General features: G+C 64.4%; 25 protein-coding genes and 1 tRNA gene. 13 read left to right on the top strand and 13 right to left on the bottom strand.

Annotated features, from left to right (window positions below; all coding sequences use genetic code 11):
• Position 1: 1 nt before the first annotated feature.
• The 3 genes from urtC to urtA form a co-directional block, all read right to left on the bottom strand.
• Positions 2-1,207: an urea ABC transporter permease subunit UrtC gene (urtC, locus tag EJI00_RS07970; RefSeq protein ID WP_126746951.1), complete on the bottom strand. Its 1,206-nt coding sequence runs from the start codon at positions 1,205-1,207 to the stop codon at positions 2-4.
• A 34-nt stretch (positions 1,208-1,241) separates the two neighbouring features.
• Positions 1,242-2,156, bottom strand: coding sequence for an urea ABC transporter permease subunit UrtB (urtB, locus tag EJI00_RS07965; RefSeq protein ID WP_126746926.1), 915 nt, complete (start codon positions 2,154-2,156; stop codon positions 1,242-1,244).
• A gap of 67 nt (positions 2,157-2,223) precedes the next feature.
• Complete coding sequence (urtA, locus tag EJI00_RS07960; RefSeq protein WP_126746925.1) at positions 2,224-3,489, bottom strand: urea ABC transporter substrate-binding protein; 1,266 nt, start codon at positions 3,487-3,489, stop codon at positions 2,224-2,226.
• A gap of 258 nt (positions 3,490-3,747) precedes the next feature.
• On the opposite strand from urtA, the gene EJI00_RS07955 reads away from it, so the two are divergent.
• Positions 3,748-7,140 (top strand): ATP-binding protein, encoded by a 3,393-nt coding sequence (locus tag EJI00_RS07955; protein WP_260590513.1) that lies wholly within the window; start codon positions 3,748-3,750, stop codon positions 7,138-7,140.
• Positions 7,118-8,023 (top strand): response regulator transcription factor, encoded by a 906-nt coding sequence (locus EJI00_RS07950; RefSeq protein WP_126746923.1) that lies wholly within the window; start codon positions 7,118-7,120, stop codon positions 8,021-8,023. The genes EJI00_RS07955 and EJI00_RS07950 overlap by 23 nt, the downstream gene beginning before the upstream one ends.
• 56 nt (positions 8,024-8,079) lie before the next feature.
• Here the strand turns inward: EJI00_RS07950 and EJI00_RS07945 are convergent, their stop codons facing one another.
• Positions 8,080-9,210, bottom strand: a complete 1,131-nt coding sequence (locus EJI00_RS07945) for a sensor histidine kinase (RefSeq protein ID WP_126746922.1) — start codon at positions 9,208-9,210, stop codon at positions 8,080-8,082.
• A gap of 124 nt (positions 9,211-9,334) precedes the next feature.
• Between EJI00_RS07945 and EJI00_RS07940 the strand changes: the two genes are divergently transcribed.
• The 3 genes from EJI00_RS07940 (at position 9,335) to EJI00_RS07930 (ending at position 11,372) form a co-directional block, all read left to right on the top strand.
• Complete coding sequence (locus tag EJI00_RS07940; RefSeq protein WP_126746921.1) at positions 9,335-9,619, top strand: DUF1488 family protein; 285 nt, start codon at positions 9,335-9,337, stop codon at positions 9,617-9,619.
• A 127-nt stretch (positions 9,620-9,746) separates the two neighbouring features.
• Entirely contained in the window at positions 9,747-10,565 is an 819-nt protein-coding gene (locus EJI00_RS07935; RefSeq protein ID WP_126746920.1) for a substrate-binding domain-containing protein, read from the top strand.
• A 57-nt stretch (positions 10,566-10,622) separates the two neighbouring features.
• Entirely contained in the window at positions 10,623-11,372 is a 750-nt protein-coding gene (locus tag EJI00_RS07930; RefSeq protein WP_126746919.1) for a transporter substrate-binding domain-containing protein, read from the top strand.
• A gap of 24 nt (positions 11,373-11,396) precedes the next feature.
• Here the strand turns inward: EJI00_RS07930 and EJI00_RS07925 are convergent, their stop codons facing one another.
• Both EJI00_RS07925 and alaS read right to left on the bottom strand, forming a co-directional pair.
• Positions 11,397-12,428: a 2-dehydropantoate 2-reductase gene (locus tag EJI00_RS07925; RefSeq protein WP_126746918.1), complete on the bottom strand. Its 1,032-nt coding sequence runs from the start codon at positions 12,426-12,428 to the stop codon at positions 11,397-11,399.
• The gene (alaS, locus tag EJI00_RS07920; protein ID WP_126746917.1) at positions 12,428-15,052 is read right to left on the bottom strand and encodes an alanine--tRNA ligase; all 2,625 of its coding nucleotides are present in this window, start codon (positions 15,050-15,052) and stop codon (positions 12,428-12,430) included. Before alaS ends, EJI00_RS07925 begins: the two co-directional genes overlap by 1 nt.
• Before the next feature lie 255 nt (positions 15,053-15,307).
• Here alaS and EJI00_RS07915 point away from each other — a divergent pair, with 255 nt between their 5' ends.
• Positions 15,308-16,129 (top strand): ferritin-like domain-containing protein, encoded by an 822-nt coding sequence (locus tag EJI00_RS07915; protein WP_126746916.1) that lies wholly within the window; start codon positions 15,308-15,310, stop codon positions 16,127-16,129.
• Between the two features lie 92 nt (positions 16,130-16,221).
• Positions 16,222-16,620 carry a hypothetical protein gene (locus EJI00_RS07910; protein ID WP_126746915.1) on the top strand — a complete coding sequence of 133 codons (399 nt, stop codon included), beginning with the start codon at positions 16,222-16,224 and terminating at the stop codon, positions 16,618-16,620.
• Between the two features lie 29 nt (positions 16,621-16,649).
• Here the strand turns inward: EJI00_RS07910 and EJI00_RS07905 are convergent, their stop codons facing one another.
• Both EJI00_RS07905 and EJI00_RS25060 read right to left on the bottom strand, forming a co-directional pair.
• Positions 16,650-16,949, bottom strand: a complete 300-nt coding sequence (locus EJI00_RS07905; RefSeq protein WP_126746914.1) for a hypothetical protein — start codon at positions 16,947-16,949, stop codon at positions 16,650-16,652.
• Positions 16,950-17,037: 88 nt separating this feature from the next.
• Positions 17,038-17,394, bottom strand: coding sequence for a hypothetical protein (locus EJI00_RS25060; RefSeq protein ID WP_185868085.1), 357 nt, complete (start codon positions 17,392-17,394; stop codon positions 17,038-17,040).
• Between the two features lie 178 nt (positions 17,395-17,572).
• On the opposite strand from EJI00_RS25060, the gene EJI00_RS07895 reads away from it, so the two are divergent.
• Positions 17,573-18,094 (top strand): DUF1579 family protein, encoded by a 522-nt coding sequence (locus EJI00_RS07895; RefSeq protein WP_126746913.1) that lies wholly within the window; start codon positions 17,573-17,575, stop codon positions 18,092-18,094.
• A gap of 153 nt (positions 18,095-18,247) precedes the next feature.
• Here EJI00_RS07895 and EJI00_RS07890 read toward each other — a convergent pair whose 3' ends face one another.
• Positions 18,248-18,433: a hypothetical protein gene (locus tag EJI00_RS07890; protein ID WP_126746912.1), complete on the bottom strand. Its 186-nt coding sequence runs from the start codon at positions 18,431-18,433 to the stop codon at positions 18,248-18,250.
• Positions 18,434-18,491: 58 nt separating this feature from the next.
• Here EJI00_RS07890 and EJI00_RS07885 point away from each other — a divergent pair, with 58 nt between their 5' ends.
• Entirely contained in the window at positions 18,492-18,734 is a 243-nt protein-coding gene (locus EJI00_RS07885; RefSeq protein WP_126746911.1) for a hypothetical protein, read from the top strand.
• Positions 18,735-18,736: 2 nt separating this feature from the next.
• Positions 18,737-19,021 (top strand): hypothetical protein, encoded by a 285-nt coding sequence (locus EJI00_RS07880; protein ID WP_126746910.1) that lies wholly within the window; start codon positions 18,737-18,739, stop codon positions 19,019-19,021.
• A gap of 41 nt (positions 19,022-19,062) precedes the next feature.
• Here the strand turns inward: EJI00_RS07880 and EJI00_RS07875 are convergent, their stop codons facing one another.
• Entirely contained in the window at positions 19,063-19,443 is a 381-nt protein-coding gene (locus EJI00_RS07875) for a response regulator (RefSeq protein ID WP_126746909.1), read from the bottom strand.
• A gap of 72 nt (positions 19,444-19,515) precedes the next feature.
• Here EJI00_RS07875 and EJI00_RS07870 point away from each other — a divergent pair, with 72 nt between their 5' ends.
• Positions 19,516-20,664: a sensor histidine kinase gene (locus EJI00_RS07870; RefSeq protein ID WP_126746908.1), complete on the top strand. Its 1,149-nt coding sequence runs from the start codon at positions 19,516-19,518 to the stop codon at positions 20,662-20,664.
• Between the two features lie 109 nt (positions 20,665-20,773).
• On the opposite strand, the gene EJI00_RS07865 is transcribed toward EJI00_RS07870, so the two are convergent.
• On the bottom strand, positions 20,774-21,055 hold the full coding sequence (locus EJI00_RS07865; RefSeq protein WP_126746907.1) for a hypothetical protein: 282 nt from the start codon (positions 21,053-21,055) through the stop codon (positions 20,774-20,776).
• A 573-nt stretch (positions 21,056-21,628) separates the two neighbouring features.
• Between EJI00_RS07865 and EJI00_RS07855 the strand changes: the two genes are divergently transcribed.
• A tRNA-Gly gene (locus EJI00_RS07855) sits at positions 21,629-21,702 on the top strand.
• Between the two features lie 166 nt (positions 21,703-21,868).
• The gene (locus EJI00_RS07850) at positions 21,869-23,101 is read left to right on the top strand and encodes an acyl-CoA dehydrogenase family protein (RefSeq protein ID WP_126746906.1); all 1,233 of its coding nucleotides are present in this window, start codon (positions 21,869-21,871) and stop codon (positions 23,099-23,101) included.
• A 39-nt stretch (positions 23,102-23,140) separates the two neighbouring features.
• Here EJI00_RS07850 and EJI00_RS07845 read toward each other — a convergent pair whose 3' ends face one another.
• Positions 23,141-23,908, bottom strand: coding sequence for a TIGR04325 family methyltransferase (locus EJI00_RS07845; protein ID WP_126746905.1), 768 nt, complete (start codon positions 23,906-23,908; stop codon positions 23,141-23,143).
• 35 nt (positions 23,909-23,943) lie between these two features.
• Positions 23,944-24,798 carry a class I SAM-dependent methyltransferase gene (locus EJI00_RS07840; protein ID WP_260590511.1) on the bottom strand — a complete coding sequence of 285 codons (855 nt, stop codon included), beginning with the start codon at positions 24,796-24,798 and terminating at the stop codon, positions 23,944-23,946.
• Positions 24,799-25,077: the final 279 nt, after the last annotated feature.

The raw sequence follows: 25,077 nt of genomic DNA, 5'->3' as shown, positions 1-25,077 counted from the left end.
CTCAGGCGCGCTGGCTGCCGACACCTTCGGGTAGCTGTGGTTCGGGTGAAGGCGATGAGGAAAGAGAAGCCGGTGCGGCTGCTGTCGCGGTGGATACCGGCGGTTTCACCGCGGCTTCGCGCAGAGCCTGGCGGCGACCCTTCCACCAGGGCCTGATCTTTTCGTCCCACAGCCCCGCAAGTCCCATCGGGAAGGCCATGGTCACGCCGATGAAGAGGCCGGCCATCAGGAACAGCCACAGGTCCGGAAAGCTTTCGGAGAACAGCGTCTTTCCCGCATTCACCAGCAGCGCGCCGTACGCCGCCCCCACCAGGCTCATGCGGCCGCCCACGGCGCAGAAGATCACCATCTCGATGGACGGCACGATGCCAACGAAGCTCGGCGACATGAAGCCCACCTGCAGCGCGAACATTGCGCCACCGATGCCCGAAAGCCCGGCCGCCAGACAGAAGATGAAGACCTTGAAGTTCGACACGTCGTAGCCCGAGAAACGCACGCGGTCTTCCTTGTCGCGCATGGCAAGCAGCAGCGTGCCGAGCTTGCTGGTCTGGATCCAGCGGCACAGCACGATGCTGCAGATCAGCAGGCCCACGCAAACGTAGTAGAGAACGTACTTGGCGCCGTCGGTGCGTGTGTCCCAGCCCAGCATCGTCTTGAGGTCGGTCATGCCGTTCACGCCACCCGTGTAGCCCTGCTGGCCGATGATGAGCACGGTGCAGATCAGCGCCACCGCCTGCGTGATGATGGCAAAGTACACACCGCCCACGCGCCGCTTGAACATCGCAAAGCTCACCAACCAGGCCAGTGCCATCGGCGCCAGCACCACCAGCGCCAAACTCAGGGGCAGGCTTTTGAATGGCAGCCACAGAACGGGCAGCTCGGTGATCTGGTTCCAGTCCATGAAGTCTGGAATGCCGGGTGTCGACTGGATCTTGGTCGTGATCGGGTCCGAGGCTTCGAGCTTGAGAAACATCGCCATCGCATAGCCGCCGATACCGAAGAACACGCCCTGCCCCAGGCTGAGCACGCCGCCGTAGCCCCACACCATCACAAGGCCAACGGCGACGAAGGCATAGGTGAGGTACTTGCCCACGAGGTTCAGGCGAAAGATGTCGAGCGACAGCGGCAGCACGACCGCCAGCAGCAGCACCAGCAGCAAGAGGCTGCCCAGCTGGTAGCGCAGGATCGAGGCCTTGATGAAATTCATCATCGGAACGTTCTCCAGGAAGGATTCGGGTTCATCAGCGGCGGACTTTCACGGCGAACAGCCCTTGCGGACGCATCATCAGGATCAGCACGATGAGCGAGAGCGTCAGCACCTTGGCCATCGAGCCGGTCATGAAGAACTCCGAGATCGACTGGGTCTGCGCAATGCCGAAGGCCGACACCACAGTGCCCAGCAAGCTCGCGGCGCCGCCGAAAGTGACGACCAGGAACGCGTCGACGATGTAGAGCGAGCCCGAGGTTGGCCCCGTTGAGCCGATGGTGGTAAAGGCCGCGCCGGCCATGCCGGCAATGCCGCAGCCGATGGCGAAGGTCAGGCGGTCGGTCTTCATCGTGTCGATGCCGGTCGCGTTGGCCATGGTGCGGTTGGCCACGGTGGCGCGCACGCGCAGGCCCCAGCGGCTCTTGTGCAGCGCGACGAGCACACCGCCCGTGACCAGCGCGGTGAGCGCGAGCACGAACAGGCCGTTGATCGGGATGTCGAGGCCTTCATGCGGCGTCCACGAACCCATGAGCCACTCGGGCAGCGTGGGGCTCACTTCCTTCGGGCCGATGAAGGTGCGAAAGAGCTGCTGCAGGCCCAGGCTCACGCCCCAGGTGGCGAGCAGCGTGTCGAGCGGGCGCTTGTAGAGGTGCCGAATCAGCACCCACTCCACGATCCAGCCGACGATGAAGGCGAACACGAAAGCCAGCCCGATGGCAATTGGAAAGTAGTACGGCATGAACGCCGGCGCCAGGCTTTCAGTGACGCGCGCGGCCAGGTAGATCGAGTAGGCGCCAATGGTCATGAACTCGCCATGCGCCATGTTGATGACGCCCATCTGGCCGAAGATGATCGCGAGCCCCAGGCCCATGAGCAGCAGCACCGCGAAGAGGCTCAGCCCCGCGAAGCCCTGCATGAGGCCGATGTTCATCATGTCCGACAGAGTCATGGAGATTCCTGTATTGACTCCCTCTCCCGCGCGCGGGAGAGGGTTGGGGTGAGGGTCGGCGGCCTGCTTACTGATAGCCCTTCGGGAACGGATCCGGCTTGATCAATTCAGCCGACTCCGCCACCACCTTGAACGTCCCGTCCAGTTGCCCCTGCCCGATGCGCGCCTTGCTCCACAGGTGGTGGTTCGCATCCAGCTTCACGTAGCCTTCGGGCGCGGTCTTCAGCTCGATGCCCGGCGAGCCGGCCACCACCTTGTCGACGTCGAAGCTGCCGGCCTTCTCGACCGCGGCCTTCCACAGCCACGGGCCCAAGTAGCCCGCCTGCGTGACGTCGCCGATCACCGCGTCCTTGCCGTACTTGGCCTTGAAGGCGGCCACGAACTTCTTGTTGTTCTCGTTGTCAAGCGACTGGAAGTACTTCATCGACGAATAGAAGCCCGCGAAGTTCTCACCGCCCACGCCGGTCATTTCGTCTTCGGTGACGGCCAGCGTCAGCAGGAACTGCTTGTCGCCCGTGATGCCCGCGGCCTTGAGCTGCTTGTAGAAGGCCACGTTCGAGCCGCCTACCACCGCCGCGAAGATGCAGTCGGGCTTGGCGACCTTGATCTTGTTGATCAGCGAGTTGAAGTTGGTGTGGCCCAGCGGGTAGTACTCCTCGCCCTTGACCGAGCCCTTCTGGAAGTTCTCGATGTGCTTGCGCGCGATCTTCATCGAGGTGCGCGGCCAGATGTAGTCGGAGCCGACGAGGAAGAAGGTCTTGGCCTTCTTCTCCTTCGCGCCCCAATCCAGGCCCCAGATGATCTGCTGCGTGGCCTCCTGGCCGGTGTAGATCACGTTCTTGCTTTGCTCCAGGCCTTCGTAGAAGGTCGGGTAGTACAACAGGCCGTTCTCCTTCTCGAACACAGGCAGCACGGCCTTGCGCGAGGCGCTGGTCCAGCAGCCGAACACCGCGGCGCAGTGGTCGTTGACCAACAGCTTCTTCGACTTCTCGGCAAAGGTCGGCCAGTCGGAAGCACCATCTTCCTTGATCACCTTGATCTTGCGGCCGAGGATGCCGCCCATCGCGTTGATCTGGTCGATGGCGAGCTGCTCGGCCTGGATGGAGCCGGTTTCCGAAATGGCCATGGTGCCGGACGACGAATGCAGCTGGCCCACCGTCACTTCAGTGTCGGTCACCGCGAGCTTGGTGGTGTTGACCTTGGCCGTGGGGAACTGCGACTGGCCGAAGCTCAGGCCGCTCAGGCCCATCACGGGCAGCGCGGCGGCGCCCTGCAGCAGTCGGCGGCGGCGCAATGCCAGGGTATCGAGGGAGGGATCGAAATCACGCGACATCAGGAAACTCCAGGCAGGTTGTTGGAAAGGAGAGCCGCGCACCATCGCAGTGCATCGGACGGTGCCCCGAGCACCATGGCTGGTACTTTAGAAATCACTTGAGCCGCCGCGAATACGTCATTCAACGTAGCGGCGGCAGGCGCGACTGCACCCAGACTCGCAGGCCGTGCACGGGTAGCGGAAGGCAGGGAAATGCAGGGAGCGCTTCTTGCTGTATCTGCAGCCATGCCACCGCCGCCCTCGCCACCAGAGCCCACCATGCAACCCGTCACCGGCCAGAAGATCTTTCGCATCCGCCGCGACTACAACGCGTGGGTGGCGAACGAAACGCTGGAGGACTACGCACTGCGCTACACGCCGCGCAGCTTTCGCAAGTGGTCGGAGTTCCGCGTCGCGAACGCGGCCTTCGGCGCCACCTCGTTCCTGGCGCTGGAGGCCATCGGCGGGGCCATCGCGCTGAACTACGGCTTCTCGAACGCGCTGTGGGCCATCCTGGTGGTGGGGCTCATCACCTTCCTCACCGGCCTGCCGATTTCCTACTACGCGGCCAAGCACGGCGTGGACATGGACCTGCTCACGCGCGGCGCGGGCTTCGGCTACCTGGGCTCCACCCTCACCTCGCTGATCTACGCGAGCTTTACCTTCATCTTCTTTGCGCTGGAGGCGGCCATCCTCGCGCTGGCGCTGCAGCTGTACCTCGACTGGCCGTTGCCGCTGCTCTACCTGCTCTCGTCGATCGTGATCGTGCCGCTGGTGATGCGCGGCATCACGCTCATCTCGGGCCTGCAGCTGTGGACGCAGCCGATCTGGATCGTGCTGTTCGTCTGCCCCTTCATCGCGGTGCTGGTGAAGAAGCCAGAGCTCTATGCCGACTTCACCGGCCTGGTGGGCCGCACCTCGGACAGCAGCGGCTTCGACCCGCTGATGTTCGGCGCCGCCGCCACGGTGGCCTTTTCGCTCGTGGTGCAGATCGGCGAGCAGGTCGACTACCTGCGCTTCCTTCCCGAGAAGACGGCCGCCAACCGGGGCCGCTGGTGGGCCGCGGTGCTGGTGGCGGGGCCGGGCTGGACCGTGCCGGGCATGCTCAAGATGATGGGCGGCGCCTTCCTGGCCTTTCTTGCGCTGCAGCACGAGATTCCGGGCAAGCACGCCATCGAGCCCACGCTGATGTACCTCACGGGCTTTTCGTACGTGTTGCGCGACCCGGCCTGGGTGCTGGCAATCACCACCCTCTTCGTGGTGGTGTCGCAGATGAAGATCAACCTCACCAACGCCTATGCGGGCTCGCTGGCGTGGTCCAACTTCTTTGCGCGGCTCACGCACAGCCACCCGGGGCGCGTGGTGTGGCTGGTGTTCAACGTGGTCATCGCCATTCTGCTGATGACGCTCGGCGTGTTCGCGGCGCTCGAGCACGTGCTGGGCTTCTACAGCAACATCGCCATTGCATGGGTTGGCGCGCTGGTGGCCGACCTGGTCATCAACAAGCCGCTCGGCTGGAGCCCGCGCACCATCGAGTTCAAGCGCGCGCACCTGTACGACATCAATCCGGTCGGCCTGGGAGCGATGCTGGTGGCGGCGGCGCTCGCCATGCTGGCCTACTCCGGTGTGCTGGGCCAATGGGCGCGGGCGTTCTCGCCCTTCATCGCGCTCATGACGGCGCTGGTCGTTTCGCCGCTGCTGGCCTGGCGCACACGCGGGCGCTACTACCTGGCGCGCACCGACATCCAGCGCTGGACGCCGGGGCAAATGGTCAAGTGCTCGGTGTGCGACAACAGCTTCGAGTCGGAAGACATGGCGCACTGCCCGGCCTACAGCGCCCCCATCTGCTCGCTGTGCTGCACGCTCGAATCGCGCTGCCACGACCGTTGCAAGACCGACTCGCGCGCCGCCGAGCAGATGAGCAGCTGGCTCAAGGCGCTGCTGCCGCCCGCGTTGTCGGGCCGGCTCAACTTTCGCGTGGCGCATTACCTGATGGTGGCCACCTCGCTCGTGGCCTTGCTGGCCACCGTGATGGGCGTGGTGTATGCGCAAGAGGCCATCGTGGGCTCGGATGCCGTGGACCCTGCTTTGCGAAGCGCCTTCCTCAAGGTGTTTGCGCTGCTGTCGTTGGTGGCAGCCGTTGCCGCATGGTGGATCGTTCTGGGCAGCGAGAGCCGACAGATGGCGCAGGAAGAATCGAACCGTCACAACCACCTGCTCACCGTCGAGATCGAGGCGCACCAGCGCACCGATGCGGCGCTGCAGACCGCGAAGGAAGCCGCCGAGGCCGCCAACCAGGCCAAGACCCGCTACGTGGCCGGCATGACGCACGAGTTGCGCACGCCGCTGAACAGCATCCTCGGCTACTCGCAGATCCTTCTCAAGGCCGAGGCCGTGGCACCGCCGCGCGAGGCGGTGCAGACCATCCAGCGCAGCGGCGAGCACATGCTCGGGCTGATCGACGGGCTGCTCGACCTGGCCCGCATCGAGGCCGGCCGCCTGCAGCTGGAGCCCGCCCCGCTCGCGCTGCCCGCCTTTCTCGACGAACTCGTGCACATGGTGCGGCCGCAGGCGGAGAACAAGGGCCTGGCGTTCGTGTACACCCACAGCGGGCGGCTGCCGCCCTGGGTGCATGCCGATGCCAAGCGGCTGCGCCAGATTCTCATCAACCTGCTGGCCAATGCGGTGCGCTTCACCGACAGCGGTACGGTCACCCTGCATGTCGATGCACGGCGCGAGGTGCTGCGCTTCGACGTGGTCGACACCGGCATCGGCGTGGCGCCGCAAGACCACCAGCGCATCTTTCTTCCCTTCGAGCGCGGGGCCGCCGGACGCAGGCGCGGCGAGCCCGGCACCGGGCTCGGGCTCACCATCACGGGCCTTCTCACATCGCTGATGGGCGGCGAACTGCGCCTGGCCGAGACCTCGCCCGCGGGCAGCACGTTCAGCGTGCGGGTATACCTGCGCGAAGTGGCCGACCCGGGGCCAGAGGCGCAGTCCGGCGCACTGCGGCGGCCGGTGTCGGGCTATATCGGCGCGCGCCGCACGCTGCTGGTGGTCGACGACCAGCCGGTGCAGCGCCAGATGCTGGCCGGCATGCTCGCGCCGCTGGGCTTCGAGGTGCGAGAGGCCGCGAGCGGCACCGAATGCCTCGACAGCCTGCGCGAAGACCTGCCTTCCGCGATTCTTCTGGACCTCACCATGGACGACATGGACGGCTGGCAGACCGCGGCGCTGGTGCGCGCCTCGGGCTTCGACCGCATCCCGATCATCATCGTCTCGGCCAACATGTTCGAAAACCAGGGCGAACTGCTGCGCGCCGCGGGCTGCCAGGCCTTCGTGGGCAAGCCGGTCATCGAGTCGCAGCTGATCGCCACGCTGGAACGGCACCTCGGGCTCGAATGGCTGGCGCTGAACGACGCGATGCCGCCCACCGTCGACACCGCGCCCCGGCCGCAGCAGCTGGCGCTTTCGGAAGACGACCGTGCCGAGCTGATGCGGCTGGTGCAGATGGGCCACGTGCGCGGCCTGCACCAGGTGCTCGACCGGCTCGCCGCCGCTTCTCCACCCGCCGCCATGACCTGCACATGGCTGCGCGGCATGGTCACGCGTTTCGATCTCGACAATCTCCGCAAGGCACTCGCAGAAGATGCAGACACTCTCGCCCCTTGAAACCGAACGCCCCGTGGTGCTGGTGGTGGACGACGCCCCCAGCAGCCTGGGCATGCTGTGCGACACGCTCGAGTCGAGCGGCTACACCGTGCTGGTTGCCGCCGACGGCGAGGCCGCGCTGCAGCGCCTCGAGCTGGTGGTGCCCGACGCCATCCTGCTCGACGGACTGATGCCCGGCCTTTCGGGCTTCGAGACCTGCCGGCGCATCAAGGCCAATGCGGCGCTTGCGCACATTCCCGTGCTGTTCATGACAGGCCTTTCGGAAACGGCACACGTGGTCGAAGGCTTCGAGTGCGGCGGCGTCGACTACGTGGTGAAGCCCATCCGCGCGCAGGAAGTGCTCGCGCGGCTGCACACGCACACGCGCAATGCGCGGATCACGCGCATGGCACGCGATGCTGTCGACGTGGCCGGCATGGGCGTGGTCTTTGTCGATGCGCACGGTCGCGTCGCGTGGCGTTCACCCCAGGCCGCGCTGTGGCTGCACGCGATGGATGCGCCGCCGGCACCGGGCCTCTTGCCCGCTTCGCTGGAGCCCGTGCTCGTGCAGGGTGCCGCAATAGCACTCATGACCGCGGCGGGAACACGGCTTTCGGTGCGCAACCTGGGCGCCGCGGCGCTCGGCGAAACCATGCTTCTCTTTGCCGTGCAGCGCGAAGGTGCCGGCGGCGCGCCTTCTGCACGCCTTGCCGAAGCGGCCCTGACGCCGCGCGAGACCGAGGTGCTGTCGTGGCTTGCCAAGGGCAAGACCAACCGCGACATCGGCGAAATCCTCGGCACCAGCCCGCGCACGGTCAACAAGCACCTCGAGCACATCTTCGAGAAGCTCGGCGTTGAAACACGTGCCGCTGCGGCGGCCTTGGCGAGCGGGCAACTGGGCTGATCGACGCGGGGTTATGGCGAGACCCGCGCGCCATGCGTCCGGGCAGGATCGATCGTCTATGTTCTGCTGCGGGGCAGATGAACGGTGAATGCCGTGCCTTCCGCTGCCGATGACGTCACCGTGATCGTGCCGCCGTGCCCCGTCACGATCTCGCGGGCAATATAGAGGCCGAGACCCAGGCTCGTGGCGGGCCGCTCGTGCGGCGCCGACTCCCGGGTCGGCACCTGAACCAGCGGGTTGAAGATGACCTGCATCGAGTCAGGGGGAATCGGCCGCCCCTGGTTCTTGACGATAAGGGTCGTGTGCGCGCCGTCATCGCGAATCACCAGGGCCACGGGATAAGCGGGGTCTCCGTGCTGCACGGCATTGCTCAGCAGGTTGGTGAGAACCTGGCGCATTCTGGGTGCGTCGAACATCAAGACCACGCCGGCCGGAAGCTCGGCAACCAGTGCCCGCTTGGGGTAAGCCGCACAAACCTCGTCGAAGGCCTCCTGGCACAGAGCGCTCAGGTCACCCTCTTGCGGAACCACCTCGATGCCGCGGCCGAGCCGGGTGCGCGTGTACTCGAGCAGGTCGGTGACCATATCGTTGATCGAGGCAATGCTGCGCCTGGCGATCTGGAGGGTGCGCTCCTTGGGTTTTGCCTCGCCGGCCAGTTCGAGAAGATGAATGCAGGAGCCGAGCGCGCTCAAGGGGTTTCGAAGGTCATGCCCCAGAACCGCCAGGAAGGTGTCCCTGGAATTGGCGACGTGCTCGGAATAGGTGGCCATGGCCTCGGCAAGGCCCTGGTCTATGCCTTCGTTGAAGCGCACCACTTCCTCAAGAACCGCGGCGTCGACCACGCTGACGTTTCCCATCCACAGACGCAGAACCGTGGCCCGCAGCGCGCGATACTCCGCGCCCAATTGGGAAAGGTCGAAGCCCACCCGCTGACGCAAGCCGCCGTGTTCGGCGGCGAAAGTCCCTTTCAGGAACGGCAGCGCGAGTCCCTTGGACTTTGCCTCGCGCTCCTTTTCAGACTGCGCCGATTCCATCTCGCCGGCAATGGCCAGCAGGATTTCATGCGCATGGTCCCGCAGCTCGACAACGGACATGGTCTCCGCTGGAGGAATCATCGTGCGTGCGAAGGCTTCCCACTCGATGAGAATGGGTTCGATGTTGTCTTTGATGAATTGGCTTAAACGCATGCTGGACGGAGTATGCACTCGTGTAGGACAACAGGAGGCGGAAAAACAGCGGCGGTCCAGGCGTCTGGGGAAAAGGGGTACTCGATGAAGCGTATCCTGAAGCTCCTCGAACCGAATACACCCCATGTCTGAACAGCCTCTTTCCGGGACGGCCCCCGTTGATCCTCCCTTCTTCCACGAGGCCTCTGGCACGGTCCGCTTCTGGGTCCTGATCGATGACCAACCCGTGGGCGCGAGTATCAGCAGGGAAATCATGCATTACCGCTATCGGTCCGGCGCCCAAGTCGGCGACCCGATGGAAACCTACGCGCAGTACGCGGACCAACTGGAGGCAGCCGTGCGCAGACGGGTTGCGCAAGGCTCGATCGAACCCGTGATGCTGCGCGAATTCGATCTACCCCGCGGTTGATCTGGACCGAGGCTCCAACGGGTGCGCATGTCTGCCGCGCCCGCGGGTCGGTGGTTTCCCCAGCAGCGCAGAAGGCTGATTGACAGCTTCGCTGGCTACGATGGATGCGAAACTATCAGGAGACATCATGAAGACCCAGCCTTTCTCGTTCAATCGCCTGACCCGCCGCACCGCTCTGCTGGCGGCTACGGCCGTTCTTGCCGGATGCGGCAGCCTGGGTGGCCAGGCCCCCGCCGGCGGCGACATCCACGTGATGACCTCGGGCGGCTTCACGGCCGCGTACAACGACCTGCGCCCGGGCTTCGAGCGCAGCAGCGGCCGCACGGTCAAGACCGCATATGGGGCCTCCATGGGCAACGCGGAAGATTCGATTCCGAGCCGGCTCTCGCGCAACGAGGCGGCCGACGTGGTGATCCTTGCGCGGCCCGCGCTCGACGCGCTGGTGGCGCAAGGCAAGGTGGTGCCGGGGAGCCAGGTCGACCTGGTGCGCTCGTCCATCGGCTTCGCGGTGCGCAAGGGCGCGCCCAAGCCCGACATCTCGACCGTGGACGCGCTCAAGCGCACGCTGCTGGCGGCGCCTTCCATCGCCTACTCGGCCAGTGCCAGCGGCACCTACTACGAGACGGAGCTGCTCAAGAAGCTCGGCATCGAAGACCAGGTCAAGCCCAAGAGCAAGCGCATCCTGAGCGAGCGCGTGGGCACCGTGGTGGCACGCGGCGACGCGGCACTGGGGCTGCAGCAGGTGAGCGAGCTGCTTCCCATCGAGGGCATCGACTACATCGGCCCGCTGCCCGCGGAGGTTCAGCGCGTCACGGTGTTCTCGGCCGGCGTGGCCACGGCCTCGAAGCAGCCCGATGCGGCACGCCAGCTCATTCGCTACCTCAACGCGCCCGCTGCAGCGCCAACCATCGCGAAGACCGGGCTCGAGCCGATAACGGCACGCTGACGCATCGGTGCGGGTCAGTAAACTGGTGCCCATCATCTTCCTCGAACGATGGACGCCATGACCCAGCCGCAACACGCCATTGCACCCGCTCTTGTTTCCGCCTTTGCGCCCGGCGGCACGCTGCGCGCGTCAATCAACCTGGGCAACCCGATTCTTGCGAACAAGGACGCGGCCACGGGCGAACCGGTAGGCGTCTCGATCGATCTCGCACGCGAGTTCGCGCGGCGGCTTGGCGTGGGCGTGGAGCTCGTGGTGTTCGAAAAGGCGGCGGCGTCGGTCGATGCGGTGAAGAACGAGAAGGCCGACATCGGCTTCTTTGCCGTCGACCCGGCGCGCAGCGAGGGGCTGCTCTTCACCGCGCCCTATGTGCTGATCGAAGGCAGCTACCTCGTGCGCGACTCGTCGACGCTCACGGACAACGCGCAGGTCGATGCCCAGGGCCATCGCATCTCGGTTGGCGCGGGCAGCGCCTACGACCTGTTCCTCACGCGCGAGATCAAGCACGCGGAGATCATGCGGCTGCAGGGGGCGGCAGCGGCGCTCGCCGCGCTGCGTTCCGGACAGGTCGACGTAGCCGCCGGCATTCGCCAACTGCTCGAAGCCGAAGCGCAGCGCGAGCGGGGCGTGCGCGTGCTACCCGGCCGTTTCATGGTCATACAGCAAGCGATGGGCACGCCGGCGAGCCGCGGCGCAGAGGCGCAGGCGCTGCTGGCCGCTTTCGTCGAAGAGATGAAGGCGAGCGGCTTTGTCGCCGGTGCGCTCGGGCGCCATCGCATCGAAGGCGCTGCCGTCGCGCCAGCGGCTTAGGCGGTGGGGTGCATTGCGCGACGCCTAGAGGCCGAGTGCGTCCTGCAATTGCCGAGCGGACCAGCGCCTGGGCTGCTGCGGCCATTCTTCGAGCATCGCGGACATCCGGGCGTTGCGCGGCGCATCCAGCTCGTGCTCTTGCGCGAGCCGCACGACCTCCCCGCTGAGCGCATCGATCTCGGTGCGCCGCCCAAGCGCCAAGTCATCCGCCATGCTGGAGCGGGCCTTGGCATCGATGCGCAGCATGCGCGCCGCAACGATGCGAAACAGCCAGTCGGGCAGCCGCAGCACTGCAGAGAGTCTCCGTGCCGGCACCGCGGCCACCTGCGCGGGCACAATGCCGGCGCTGCCGAGCACACCCAGCGCCTCGTCGATCAGCGCGGCAAAGCAGCACCGGTAGCCGTGCTGCAGCAGCTCGTCGCGCAGCGGCAGACCCGAGAGCGCGTTGACGGGGTTGTTGAGATTGAGCAGCAGCTTGCCCCATTGCACCGGCAGCAGGTCGGCGTACAGGTCGAGGGGAATGCCGGCACGCTCGAACACCGGCAGCCAGGGCCGCAGCGCCGCGTCGTCCTTCGCAGCCAGCCGTCCTGCCGTGCCCCGGTGGAAGGCGCCCGGCCCTGTTTCCGTCACGTTGTAGGGCACCATGCCGGGCAGCACGCCCAGCGTGGGGCCGGCCTTCGACGCCGCAGCGCAATTGGAAATACCGTTCTGCAGTGAGACGACCGTGGTGCCCGCGGGCAGCGCAAAGGCAAGCTCCGCGGCCGCCTCGGCCGTGGCCCCGCTCTTTACGCACAGCAGAACCAGCGCCGGCGTGGCGCCGGCAGGCACCTGGTCACTCAGGCGCAGGCTGCCGGCGGGCAAGCGATGCGAACCGCCGTCCAGATCGCTGAGCGCAAGGCCGTGCGCTGCAAGGCTTTGCAGCACGCGCGGGCGGCCGACAAAAGTGACCGGAACACCCGCCGCGGCAAGGCTGCCGCCGATGAAGCACCCGATGGTGCCCGCCCCCATCACCAGCACTTCGCCGGGAGGGGAGCCGAGCACCTCGGTGGCGGCCATCAGGTGCGTTCCGCCACCCAGGCTTGCACCGATTGGAGCGCTGCGGGCAGGCCCGCGGCATCGGTGCCGCCGGCCATGGCCATGTCGGCCTTGCCGCCGCCCTTGCCGCCCACTTGCTGCGCAACAAAGTTGACCAGCTCGCCGGCCTTGACCTTGCCCACCGTGTCGTTGGTCACGCCTGCGGCCACCTGCACCTTGGCGCCGTCGGCCGCGGCCAGCACGATCACCGCGGTCTTGAGCTTGTCCTTGAGCTTGTCCATGGTGTCGCGCAGCGTCTTGGCGTCGGCGCCATCGAGCTTGGCGGCCAGCACCTTGATGCCGTTCACGTCGATGGCCTGCGACACGAGTTCGTCGCCCTTCGACGAAGCGAGCTTGCCCTTGAGCGCGCCCACTTCGCGCTCCAGCGCTCTCACCTGCTCCAGCACCTGCGTGAGCCGGCCTTGCAGCTCGGCGGTGGGCGACTTGAGCGTGGCGGCTACGCTCTGCACGGTCGATTCGAGGTCTTGCAGGTAGCTGAGCGCATTGGCGCCCGTGACCGCTTCGATACGGCGCACGCCGGCCGCCACGCCGCCTTCGCTCACGATCTTGAACAGGCCGATGTCGCCCGTGCGGCCCACATGGGTGCCGCCGCAAAGCTCGCGGCTGGTGCCGATGTCGAGCACGCGCACGCTCTCGCCGTACTTTTCGCCGAACAGCATCATGGCGCCGGTCTTCTGGGCCGACTCCATGTCCATCACGCGCGCATGGGTCTCGGTGTTGGCAAGGATCTCGGCGTTCACGCGCTTCTCGATCTCGAGGATCTGCTCGTGCGTGACGGCCGCGTTGTGCGCAAAGTCGAAGCGCGTCTTGTCGGCATCGACCAGCGAGCCCTTCTGCTGCACGTGGTCGCCGAGCACTTCGCGCAAGGCCTTGTGCATCAGGTGGGTGACCGAGTGGTTGCGCATGGTGGCGGCGCGGCGCGCAGTGTCGACCGCGGCCTTGACCGTGTCGCCCACCTTCAGCGTGCCCTGCGTTTGCGTGCCGTGGTGGCCGAACACGTCGGCCTTGATCTTCTGCGTGTCTTCGACACCGAACTGCACGCCTTCGGCCACGAGCACGCCCTGGTCGCCCACCTGGCCGCCGCTCTCCGAATAGAACGGCGTGGTGTCGAGCACCACGATGCCCGGCTGGCCTTCTTTCAGTTCTTGCACGGCCGCGCCTTCGAAGTACAGCGCCACCACCTTGGTGGTTTCTTCGAGATGTTCGTAGCCGGTAAACACGTTGCCCGCGCCGCCGTATTCGACGTTGCGGTCCATCTTGAACTTGCCGGCCGCGCGGCCTGCGGCCTTCTGCTTTTCCATGGCGGCGTTGAAGCCGGCTTCGTCCACGCTCACGCCGCGCTCGCGGCATACGTCTTGCGTCAAGTCGAGTGGGAATCCGAAGGTATCGTGCAGTTTGAACGCCAGATCGCCAGAAAGCACTGTGCTTCCCTCGATCAACTCGGCCTCAAGCATGGACATGCCCTTGCCGAGGGTCTCGTAGAAGCGCTCCTCTTCAGCTTTTAGTACACCGGAAATCCGTTCCTGATCCGCTCGAAGCTTGGGATATGCATCACCCATCAGGCTGACCAAATCTGGCACCATTCTGTGCAGAAAAGGTGACATCCACCCAAGCTTGTAGCCATGGCGAATCGCACGGCGAATGATGCGGCGTTGCACATAGCCGCGGCCTTCGTTCGACGGGATCACTCCGTCGGCCACCAGGAACGAGGTGGCGCGGATGTGGTCGGCGATCACGCGCAGCGAGTTGTTGCCCAGGTCTTTTTCGCCGGTTTCGCGCGCAGCGGCCTTAATGAGCGCGTCGAAGATGTCGATTTCGTAGTTGCTGTGCACGTGCTGCAGGATGGCCGCCAAGCGCTCCAGGCCCATGCCGGTATCCACGCAGGGCGCGGGCAGCTTCTTGACCGAGCCATCGGGCTGCATGTCGAACTGCATGAACACGTTGTTCCAGATCTCGATGTAGCGGTCGCCGTCTTCATCGGGGCTGCCGGGCGGGCCGCCGGGGATCTCGGGGCCGTGGTCGTAGAAGATTTCGGAGCACGGACCGCAGGGGCCCGTGTCGGCCATCATCCAGAAGTTGTCGGACATGTAGCGCCCGCCCTTGTTGTCGCCGATGCGCACCACGCGCTCGGGCGGCAGGCCGATTTCCTTGGTCCAGATGTCGTAGGCCTCGTCGTCCTCGATGTAGACCGTGGCCCAGAGCTTTTCGGCCGGCAGCTTGTACACCTCGGTCAACAGCTCGAAGGCCCACTTGAGCGATTCGCGCTTGAAGTAGTCGCCAAAGCTCCAGTTGCCCAGCATCTCGAAGAAGGTGTGGTGGCGCGCGGTATAGCCCACGTTCTCCAGGTCGTTGTGCTTGCCGCCGGCGCGCAGGCACGCCTGTACCGAGGCGGCGCGCACGTAGGGGCGCTTGTCTTCGCCCAGGAACACGTCCTTGAACTGAACCATGCCCGAGTTGGTGAACATGAGCGTCGGGTCGTTGCCGGGCACCAGCGAACTCGAGGCCACCACCGTGTGGCCCTTGGAGGCGAAGAAATCGAGAAAGGTCTTGCGGATGTCCGCGACCGTGAATGTGGGCTGGCTCATCTTTGGATTTCGTCTTCTGTCGAGGGCGGCCTGGCGATGGCGACCCTCTCGTCGAGCCCACTGCGTCGAACCGACCTAACTGCTTGATTTGCTTGAACAAACGATTATAGGTTTGGCTACCGCCCCGCGCCTTGCCGGGGCCGCAGTCAGCTGGCCGTGGGGAGCGCCGCTACCATGGGCCGCACCGGGAGAACCAAATGCGTTCGGCTTCGTCCTAATGGCTGTTTTCATCCCGACGTGAATCAAGGAGCATGCATGGCAGGTCATGAGGCGCCACACTGGAAAATCGAGGATCTGGAGTTTTCGCGCATTGCGCGCGACGAAGTCTGGCAGGACGAGAATCTTTTCTACCTCGTTGCTTCCGCCTCCTTCATTGAAAGCGGCTCTGACCTGTACACCCAGAACCTGGTCGACTTCTTTCGCGGCGACGACGAGGTGACCGACTGGCTCACCCACCACTGGGAGGCCGAGGAACTGCAGCACGGCAAGGCCCTGCGCGCCTATGTGGCGCATGTGTGGCCAGAATTCGACTGGGAAACCGCCTACCGCGGCTTTCTAGAGGAATACGCCACCTACTGCAAGGTCGAGCTGCTTGCCCCCACGCGCGGGCTCGAGATGACGGCGCGCTGCGTGGTCGAAACCGGCACCGCCACCTACTACCGCGCCATGGCGCGCAGCACGGACGAACCGGTGCTGCGCGACCTGGCCAGCCGCATTGCGGCCGACGAGGTGAGCCACTACAAGCATTTCTACCGCTTCTTTCGCCGCTACCGCGAGGAGGAGCGGCTCAGCCGCCTTCGCGTGCTGGGCACCATCGGCCGGCGCACGCTGGAGCTGAAGAGCGAAGACGCCGATTGCGCCATTCGCCACGTGGTGCGCACCCGGTCGCCCGAGCGCGCCGGCGACACCGCCTTTGTCCAGCAGCTGAGCGCTCGCCTCAACAGCACCGTGCGCACCAACCTGAGCGCCGGCGCGACCCTCAAGATGCTGATGCGCCCGCTGGAACTGCCGGCCGGGGTGCAAACCATGATCCAGTACCCCATCAGGCAGTTCATGGAGCATGTTTTCCTGCGTTGATGGGCTTGGTGCCAGCTGCAAGGGGTGAATTCGCCCACAAGTTCCAAGAACGCAGATGTATACTTTAGAGGTACTTTGCTGGATTTAGCGAAATGCCTGAATTTGCCCCAAGAAATGCCTGCCTCGAATGGGCGTCGCTGTTCGCCGCCGAATGGACGCGGCTGGCCGGTGGGCGGGCCGATCATGAATTTTTGATCGACCAGGGCCTGAGCCTGGTGCGGGTGGTGGGTGATCGGCAACCCGCCGACGTGGCGCGCCAGCATTTCGAAAACACGCCCGAGCCCGAGCAGCTGGTGCGCGACCCCGAGACCAACTTCACCGCGCTGGCGGCCGAGGTCGGCATCATCAAGCCGGGTGAACGGCTCGACCAGATGCACATCGAATTCGCCCACGGCATTGCGGAACTGTGCGCTGCGGTGGGCGACGGCTACGGCGATTCGGCCTCCGCCAATGCGGGCCGGCACATCAGGGCGCTGTACGGCCCGGTCTGAAAACGGCCCGCGGCTTTCTTTCTTGCCCTTCAGCCGAGCTTCGGCAGCCCGAAGCCGAACCCGAACACCGGCCCACTCTTCTTCGCGGGTTTCGCCAGGCCGGGCTCTTCTTGCTCCCGCGGCCCCACGTCGAGGTCGTCGATCATCTTCTGCAGCTCGACCAAGCCCGCCGCCATCGCCGCCTTGTAGGTCTTCATCGACCTCGGCTGCTGGCGCAGCAGGCTCCAGCCCTGCCCCAGTTCCTCGTCGCCAAGCTCGACCAGGCGCCAACGGTAGGCGCCCTCTTCCACTTCGATGACGGTGACGGCAATGCTCCGAAGCGCTGACATCGCCGGATCGTCGGCGATGAGCAAGCCGCGCCGTGTCGGACGAGCGCGGTTTCTCGCTGCTTCGGCCTTCTTCCGGCCTCCCGGTCAGTCAGATCGGCGCGCTGGATTTCGGTTCAGGTGCCGGGGAGCAGCTGCAAACCGGAGTGTTCGGCTGGCCGCATCGGATGCACAGCTTTCGGCGGCGCCTGGCCGCCCGCCATGTCGTTGCGGGCCGCATCCGTTCGGTGCGCAACTTCATGATCTCGGCGATGCCGTCTTCAGTGATTGCCGTGACGATGGCGGTCCGGGCCATATTGAACTTGCCGGATGGGTCGATGGCCGGTGCAATTTCCGCTTCTACCAGGCCCGTCGCCTTGAGAACCGAAACATGCTTGATTTCTTCGGGCCTCACGATCTCGGCAGGTAACTCGACATGCTGGAGTCGCAGCAAGAAGAGCAGGTGCATTTTTTTGATCCCCTCAGCGAATGCTTTTTGTTGAACCTGAGGGTGCCGGATTGTTTTGGGGCAATGTGACGGTGTCTAGATTAGTTGGGCAAAAAGGTCGGGTTTGCGCGGGTGGCGCACCATGTCGAGCGATGAACCCACCATCTTCCGCGACAGCAGTCTGTTCACGAGAGGCCTCATGAGCAAAGAAGCGTTCGAACGATCCGCCGCGCCGGGCGGCACGCATCACCGGCTGGCTGCGATGGCCGGCAACTGGGAAGGCCGCTTCCGGCTCTGGTTCGAGCCCGGCAAGCTGGCCGACGAATCGGTGCAGCGCGGCACCATCCGGCTGGTCGGCCGCGGCCGGTTCCTGCTGCACGAGTACGAGGGCCGCTGCGGCGGCGAGCCGTTCGAGGGCGTCGCTCTCTGGGGCTACCACCTCGATGAAGACGCCTTCGAATGCGCCTGGGGCGAGAGCTTCGGCACCGGCACGTCGATCATGTTCAGCACCGGCCGAGTGGAGGACGGGCGCTTCGGCGCGCTGGGCAGCTACGGCACCGGCGCGGGCGGCGAGCGTTGGGGCTGGCGCACCGAGGTGTCGCAGCCTGACGCCGGGCACTTGGACATCCGCATGTTCAACATCACGCCGGGCGGGGAGGAAGGACTCGCCCTCGAGGTGAACTACAGCCGGGTGCCTGCGTCATCGCTGGCGCGGGATTGAACGGGAGCTAGATCATCTGCATTCCAAGGCGCCGGCGCAGTTCATTGCATCGGACAAGAACGGTAGATTCCGCGCCTGCCGCGGGTGTAGTTCAATGGTAGACGTGCACCTCAAGTGAAAACACCGCTGTTTCACTGAAACCTACGCCAAAACCTACGCCAAGGTGATTGGCCTCAGCCAATCAACCGCCGCCTCGTCAGGCGGCATCGCTTGCAGTCTTTCGTCGCGCCACAAATCACGCGCGACATCCTCGAGATCGAGCGGATCGACGGTATGCCACTGCTGCTGCAGCCGGTGCGCGCAGGCGGCAATCCAGAGGGTTGCGGGCACGTTTTCCATGGGTCCATTATCACCAGAATGCTGTATATTTGTACAGTACAAAGGTACTAAGACCGCGATGCCCGAGCCCTCGATTGAAGAAGAACTCGCCGAGGTGGCGCGGAGGGTTGGCGAACTCCGGTCCGATGAGCCGATGCGGCCTTCCCTTCGAGAATTTGCCGACCAGGTAGCCGGCCGCTGTGCGCGCATCGGCGACCTGTATGGAGACTGGGACCGCAACGCTGGCGACCACATCCGGGCTGTCATGCATGAGATGCCAGAGCTGCTACCGGACGCTGTAAAGGACCCGTGGCGCGAGTGAGGATGCGGCGGCGCTATCGCGAAGGCGCGCAACTGACGAAGCACGAGTTCGTGGATCAGCCATGGGCCTGCGGGATGCTCACATTGGATCAGCGCGAGGGACGAGACCGGCTCGGGCTCTGGATTTCGGGGCCTGACGCGAACGTCAAGCCGTTGGGTCTCCTCTGGCGACCAGAGATCGCCGCTTGCGCCTACGACACCATCAGCTTCGCGGGCGCCGAGAAGATCGGAGATCGCTGGTTCTATCAGGTGTGGTACTGCGAGATTGGTGGTCCTCCGCGGGAGTGAGCCATGCCGCTTCACATGACTGCTCGACCTTTTTTTCGAAGCTAGGCTGAGCGGCCTTTCCCCTTGAGCATCTCGATCAACCCCGCGATGTCAATTGGCCTGCTCACCAGGTAGTCGAAGATGCCCGACTGCCGCAGTTCACCGAGTCTCAACGTGTTCCCAGATACCGCGATCAGAAGGGGCCGGGAGTCCGGATAGGCCGAGCGCAACGCGTGCGCCACGCCCTCCCCGTCCAAGCCGGCCATTTCCAGGTCGAGGATCGCAGCGTCGGGCCGCTGCGCCGTGCCGGCGGCCACGGCGGCGTTCCCGGTGTAGGCCGTTCGGATCGAAGCGCCAGGAAGGCGCAAGGAGAGCACGGCGGACAGCAGATCGGCGGCTTCGCGCTCGTCGTCTAGGACAAGAATTTCCATGAATTGGGTCATTTCTTATTGCTTTCTTCTTGGCGAGCCGGTATCAAGGAAGCCCTGCCCGGAGGCAGATGCACCAAGGGCACCATGCAACTTGCAACTTTCATAGAGCTCTCCAAAGAGCAAATCCTGGCAGAGGCGGTCGCGTACGCCCGGACGATCGTGTCGTTGAAGGACGAAGAAGAAGTCGTCTTGCGCAACCACCTGCCCAAGGTACTGGCCGCCATTGCAGCGGACCTGCGCACGCCTCAAAGTAGGACGGAGTCGATTGAAAAGTCTCACGGCATCCCGCTCGCCATGATCGGACACGAGGAAACCGCGGCGGAAACGCACGGCCTTATGCGCGCCCGCAGCGGGCTGCACATCGAGCAGGTGGTCGCCGAATACCGCGCGCTGCGCTCATGTGTGCTGCGGCTCTGGTCGGAGGCGGAGACTTCTTCTCCAGGCCCCGATACCGTGCGCGACGTGGGCCGTTTCAACGAGGCCATCGACCAAGCGCTCGCCGAGTCGGTGCGGGTGTATGCAGCGGAAGTGGAGCGATGGCGGCAGATCTTCCTCGGCGTCATTGGCCACGACCTGCGCACGCCGCTGAATGCCGTTTCCCTGACAGCCGAGTTCCTCACTCGGGTGGCGCCGAAGGAACTTGCCCTGCCGACCGAGCGATTGAAGCGCAGCGTCAGCCGAATGGCGTCGTTGCTGGACTCGCTGCTGGAGTACAACCGGGCTGGCTTGGGCGGCGGGATGACGATCGAACGGCTGCCGGTCGACCTGGCCGTGGTCTGCGGCGAGGAAGTGGAGCTGCAACGCGACGCGTTTCCGGGCACCAGGATCGAATTGATGGTGCGCGGGGACACCGGAGGCGAGTTCGACGGGTCCCGAGTCCGTGAAGCGCTCGGCAATCTGGTCACAAACGCTGTGAAGCACGGGCTGCCTGCCGAGCCCGTGGCTGTCCGGCTAGAGGGCGACGAAAGTTCGGTTCGCCTTGCCGTCGAGAATGCTGCAGCCGGAAGCATCTCTTCCAGCGAAATGGAACTGCTGTTCGAACCCTTGCGGCGCGGCGCGGTACAGCGGCTGGGATCGGACCGCTCGCATCTGGGCCTGGGTCTTTTCATCGTCAGGCAGATTGCAAGGGCGCACGGCGGAGAGGTCAGTGGCCATTGCGAGTCGCGGAAGGTGCGATTTACGGTGACGCTGCCGAAGGGTGCGCCAACTGCGCGCGGATCGAACGAGCTCTGAACCCATGGCGTCGAAGAAATCGGGCTCGATGCTGATGCACGTTGGTGACGAACCACGAGCCAAGTTGACCCGCCCATTGCTCCCCGCCCGTCGGAATGCCCCGCAGCGCTCAGGCCGATGAGGTGCTGCTCTGCGCTATCGGCGGTGTCGTCGTCGCTCGCCGAGGTGCGCGAAGCAAGATGTTGATTTCCGCCATGCCCGCTTCAGTGATGCGCGTGACGGTGGCCGTGCGAGCTACCTGGTACTTGCCTACGGGGTCCAATGCGATCGCTATGTCCGCTTCGACAAGCCCCGTCGCCTTCAACACGCTTACATACCGAACGTCTTCAAGTCTCGTCACCACCTTAGGCAATGGGGTGGTCATCAGGTGTAGCAAGTAGAGCAAGGGCATCGCTTTTATCTCGTTCGATGCGTTCTCTTATAGGGGTTGCCGCTTCCCGCATCGCCCCTTACGGGGGAACTCGAAGATATGCCCGCACACAGGAAGTCGTGTCGGACGGCGATTCATGACGCAGTAGGAAAATGGGACAAATTCACATTTTCGCGCCGCACCGGGCTTCAGTGTGGCCACTTATCTCGGCTGGCCGTCTGCTTCATCAGGCCCGTTGCCGGTGACTTGTAGCGGTAGGTCCACGTCTGTTTCGACGCAGAGGCGACCAGGCGCAGGCCCTCGCACCCTTCCACCGCCAGGTGCTCTCCAGGCTTGAGAAGCTTGGCGGCTCTAACGTCAAAGAACATGGACCTATACTCCGGCTGACGGCTCCCGCAGGCATGCGGAAGACGAATGGTTTCGGGTGTAGTTTCTCTCAAAAAAACCTACGCCAAAACCTACGCCAAGGTGCCAAGTTGATAGGGGTGAAGCCGGGTGACGTTGGGAACACGGTCGAAGTTGAAACTCCAACTTCCCTCTGTAAAATCAGGCACTTAGGTCGATAACTCGTTAGAAATCAACGGGTTGCAAAATGCGGGTGTAGTTCAATGGTAGAACGGCAGCTTCCCAAGCTTCATACGAGGGTTCGATTCCCTTCACCCGCTCCAAGCGCTGCGTCGTAGATAGCTGAAACTCGGCGTGAGTAAGAAGCCCTTCGTCAGCCGCGTCTACAGCGCGCTCATGCCGTACGCCCCCGTCATGCAGGAGACAGCCGCCCAGCCAGCGGCCCGGCACCATCGAGGCACCCCCAAAGCCCCTCGAAAGACGTCTCTCATGGAATTCGCCTACACGCCCAAGGTCCAGGATTTGCGCACGCGGCTGCTTGCCTTCATGGATGCGCACATCTACCCGAACGAGAAGCGCCAGGCCGAAGAGGCGCATCAGTCTTACCTCAACGCGCAGAAGAATGGCGGCTTCTACACCGGCCTGCCGCTGCTCGAAGAACTGAAAGAAAAAGCCCGCGCTGCGGGCCTGTGGAACCTGTTCCTGCCCGAGACGGCACACGGTGCGGGTTTGACGAACCTGGAGTACGCGCCGCTGTGCGAGATCATGGGCCGTCGCTACTGGAGCGCCGAGGCGTTCAACTGCAGCGCGCCGGACACGGGCAATACCGAGGTGATCGAGCGCTACGGTTCGGCCGCGCAGAAGGCGCGCTGGCTGCAGCCGCTGCTCGACGGGAAGATCCGCTCCGCCTTTGCAATGACCGAACCGGCAGTGGCCTCTTCGGACGCGACCAACATCGCGTGCAGCATCCGGCGCGAGGGCAACGAGTACGTGATCAATGGGCGCAAGTGGTACATCACCGGTGCGATGAACGAGCGCTGCAAGCTGTTCATCCTGATGGGCAAGACGGACCCCGACAACGCCGATCGCCACAAGCAGCAGTCGATGGTCATCGTGCCCGCGGACACACCGGGCATCACGGTGCTGCGCGACATGGCGCTGGTCAATCACTTCGATGCGCCGTTCGGCCACCCGGAGGTGCTGTTCGAGAACGTGCGCGTGCCGGTCGACAACATCCTGCTGGGCGAGGGCCGAGGCTTCGAAATTGCGCAGGGCCGCCTCGGCCCGGGACGCATTCACCACTGCATGCGCATGATCGGCATGGCCGAATCGGCGCTGGAGATGATGTGCGAACGCGTGGTGTCGCGCGTGGCTTTCGGCAAGCCGCTTTCCGAACAGGGCGTGTGGCGCGAGCGCATTGCCAAGAGCCGCATGCTGATCGACCAGACGCGCTGGATGGTGCTGCACGCGGCCTGGCGCATGGACACGGTGGGCAACAAGGTGGCGGCGCAGGAGATCGCGATGATCAAGGTGATTGCGCCCAACAACTGCATCCAGGTGATCGACGACGCAATGCAGGCCTTCGGCGCCATGGGCTTGAGCCAGGACACGCTGCTGGTGAACTTCTGGGCCTACGCCCGCCATCTGCGCATGGCCGATGGTCCGGATGAAGTGCACCGCAACGCGATTGCCAAGCACGAGCTCGCGCGCTACGCACGTTGACAACGGCGAGAGGGCTCGCGAGTAGCCCTCTCACGCCGCTTACCCGGCAAGGTCGAAGCAGCACCCCGCGTAATAGGGCTTGTCCCCACCCTCGACAAAGGGCACTTCGATGGGCTTGCCTACGTTGCGCCAGGCATCGCGGCGCTTGTATCCGGCGTTTCTCAGCTCTGCCCACAACTCCTCGTCGTGCTGGATGCGGTAGGGGCACACCGCAAAGCCGATGCTGTTGAGCGTGTAGATGGTGCGCTCCGGGTGAACGGCGGTCGTGTTCAGCACGATGCGCTTGGGCTTCACTGCAAGCGATGCAATGATCTTGGAGATCTGTACGGGCAAGTACTGCAGGCTGCCCGATGCATACAGCACGTCGCAGCCGCTGGCATCTTCGTAGTTGGTGGTAAAGCTCAATTGCGCGGTCGCCTCGCGCCGCACGGCCAGTTCGCGCCCGGTTTGCACCACGCCCGGAACATCGCAAACAGTCCAGCGCAGGTTGTCGGGGTAAGGCATCACGCGGCGGAAGGCGTAGTACTTGATGCCCACGTGCCCGCCCAGGTCGAACACGCGCGACATGCCCGCGTCGATGGACCTGGAGAGCCAGAAAAGACCCGGGTAGTCGTAGAAATAAATCTGGTGGCTGTAGATTTCCCAGGCCGCTTCGGCGTTGTCGTAGCCCACCGCCTTCGAAGGAGGTGCGCCCGCTTCGGCGGCGGCAAAACTCTCGAACGAGCCCATGAAGAGGTTCTCGTCCTGGTTGGCCAAAAATTTGCGCTCGTAGTCGCTCGGTGTCAGGGGCATCAGGGTTGAAAGCATGGGTCGGTCTCCTCTTTGTTGTTGTGAAAACGGCTTTATTCCGCCGCCATGTTTGGCGCATCGCCGCGGCGCTTGGCTACGCACATCAATGACAACGCGCTGGTAGGTGCGGACGGGCGCCGGCCGGACAGCACATTGCCCAGGCGGTACTTCCATTGCGCGGGCCCCACAACACCGCTCAGCGCTTCGGCGCCGATCTGGTGGTTGTGCGGATAAACGCGCACATCAAAGCCGAGCGGCTCCAGTGTCGACTTGAAGAACTCCTTCGTGACGCCGTCACCGGGCTGGTGATGGACTTCGGTCCTGAGGCCCCACGACTGCTGGCTGCCGGTCTTGTGAAAGCCATGCCGGATGGCCCGGTAAACCCACAGCCGCGCATCCCACATGAGCTTGGCGATGCCCTTGTAGTCCCACGCGGTGAGCTGCGGATCGTGGTCGGTTACCAGGAGGCCGTGCGGCTTGACGAGCCGGGCGCCTTCGCGCAGCACCGCAGCCATGTCGTCGCAATGGTGCAGGGACGCATTGATGGCGACGATGTCCGCCACATGCGAGCGAAAAGGCGTGTAGGCCGCATCGGCCAGCACCGCCGTATAGCCCAGCTTTGCCGCCAACTCCAGCGAGCCGGGAGCGACATCGACGCCCACCAGAAGCCGCGGCTTTCCGCCCACGGTGGCAAAGATATTCCCGGGTCCGCAGCCCAGGTCGATGACGATCTTGTCCGTCCAGTCGCCCGCCGCCGCGAGCCATCGGCTCCTGAAATGTGCGTCCCGGTGGCAGAAATCGAGGTACTCCTGGGCCCACTGCGGATTGCCAAAATAAGTGGCGTTGGCGGTAATGGCTTCGGTTTTCCGCTCCAATCCAGACTCGTAGTAGACCCCGGATTGCTTCAATTTTGCATTTGGCAATAAGATATCCCGGAACATTTGGAATCCTTCAAAAGTTGCGACAATCTTGAGACAAGTTATTGCTCAAGAATTACATGAACTCGGATTCCGCGACGGAAATTTTTAACTTCGTTACAAGCTCGAATGATTAATAACAGGGGCCGTTTACCCTGTTTATCCATACATCCTTAGTTCTCGATATTTTCGCGTCGCGTTCGCGCCACCTGTAAGCATCGACTCGGGGCAGCGCCACTGCGATCAAGGCCGAACTGTAATCGTCAGGTC

The organism is Variovorax sp. DXTD-1, from assembly GCF_003984625.1.
Classification (GTDB): Bacteria; Pseudomonadota; Gammaproteobacteria; order Burkholderiales; family Burkholderiaceae_C; genus Variovorax.
The sequence above is the reverse complement of the archived record's forward strand: the minus strand, read 5'-3'. Positions and strand labels throughout refer to the sequence as shown.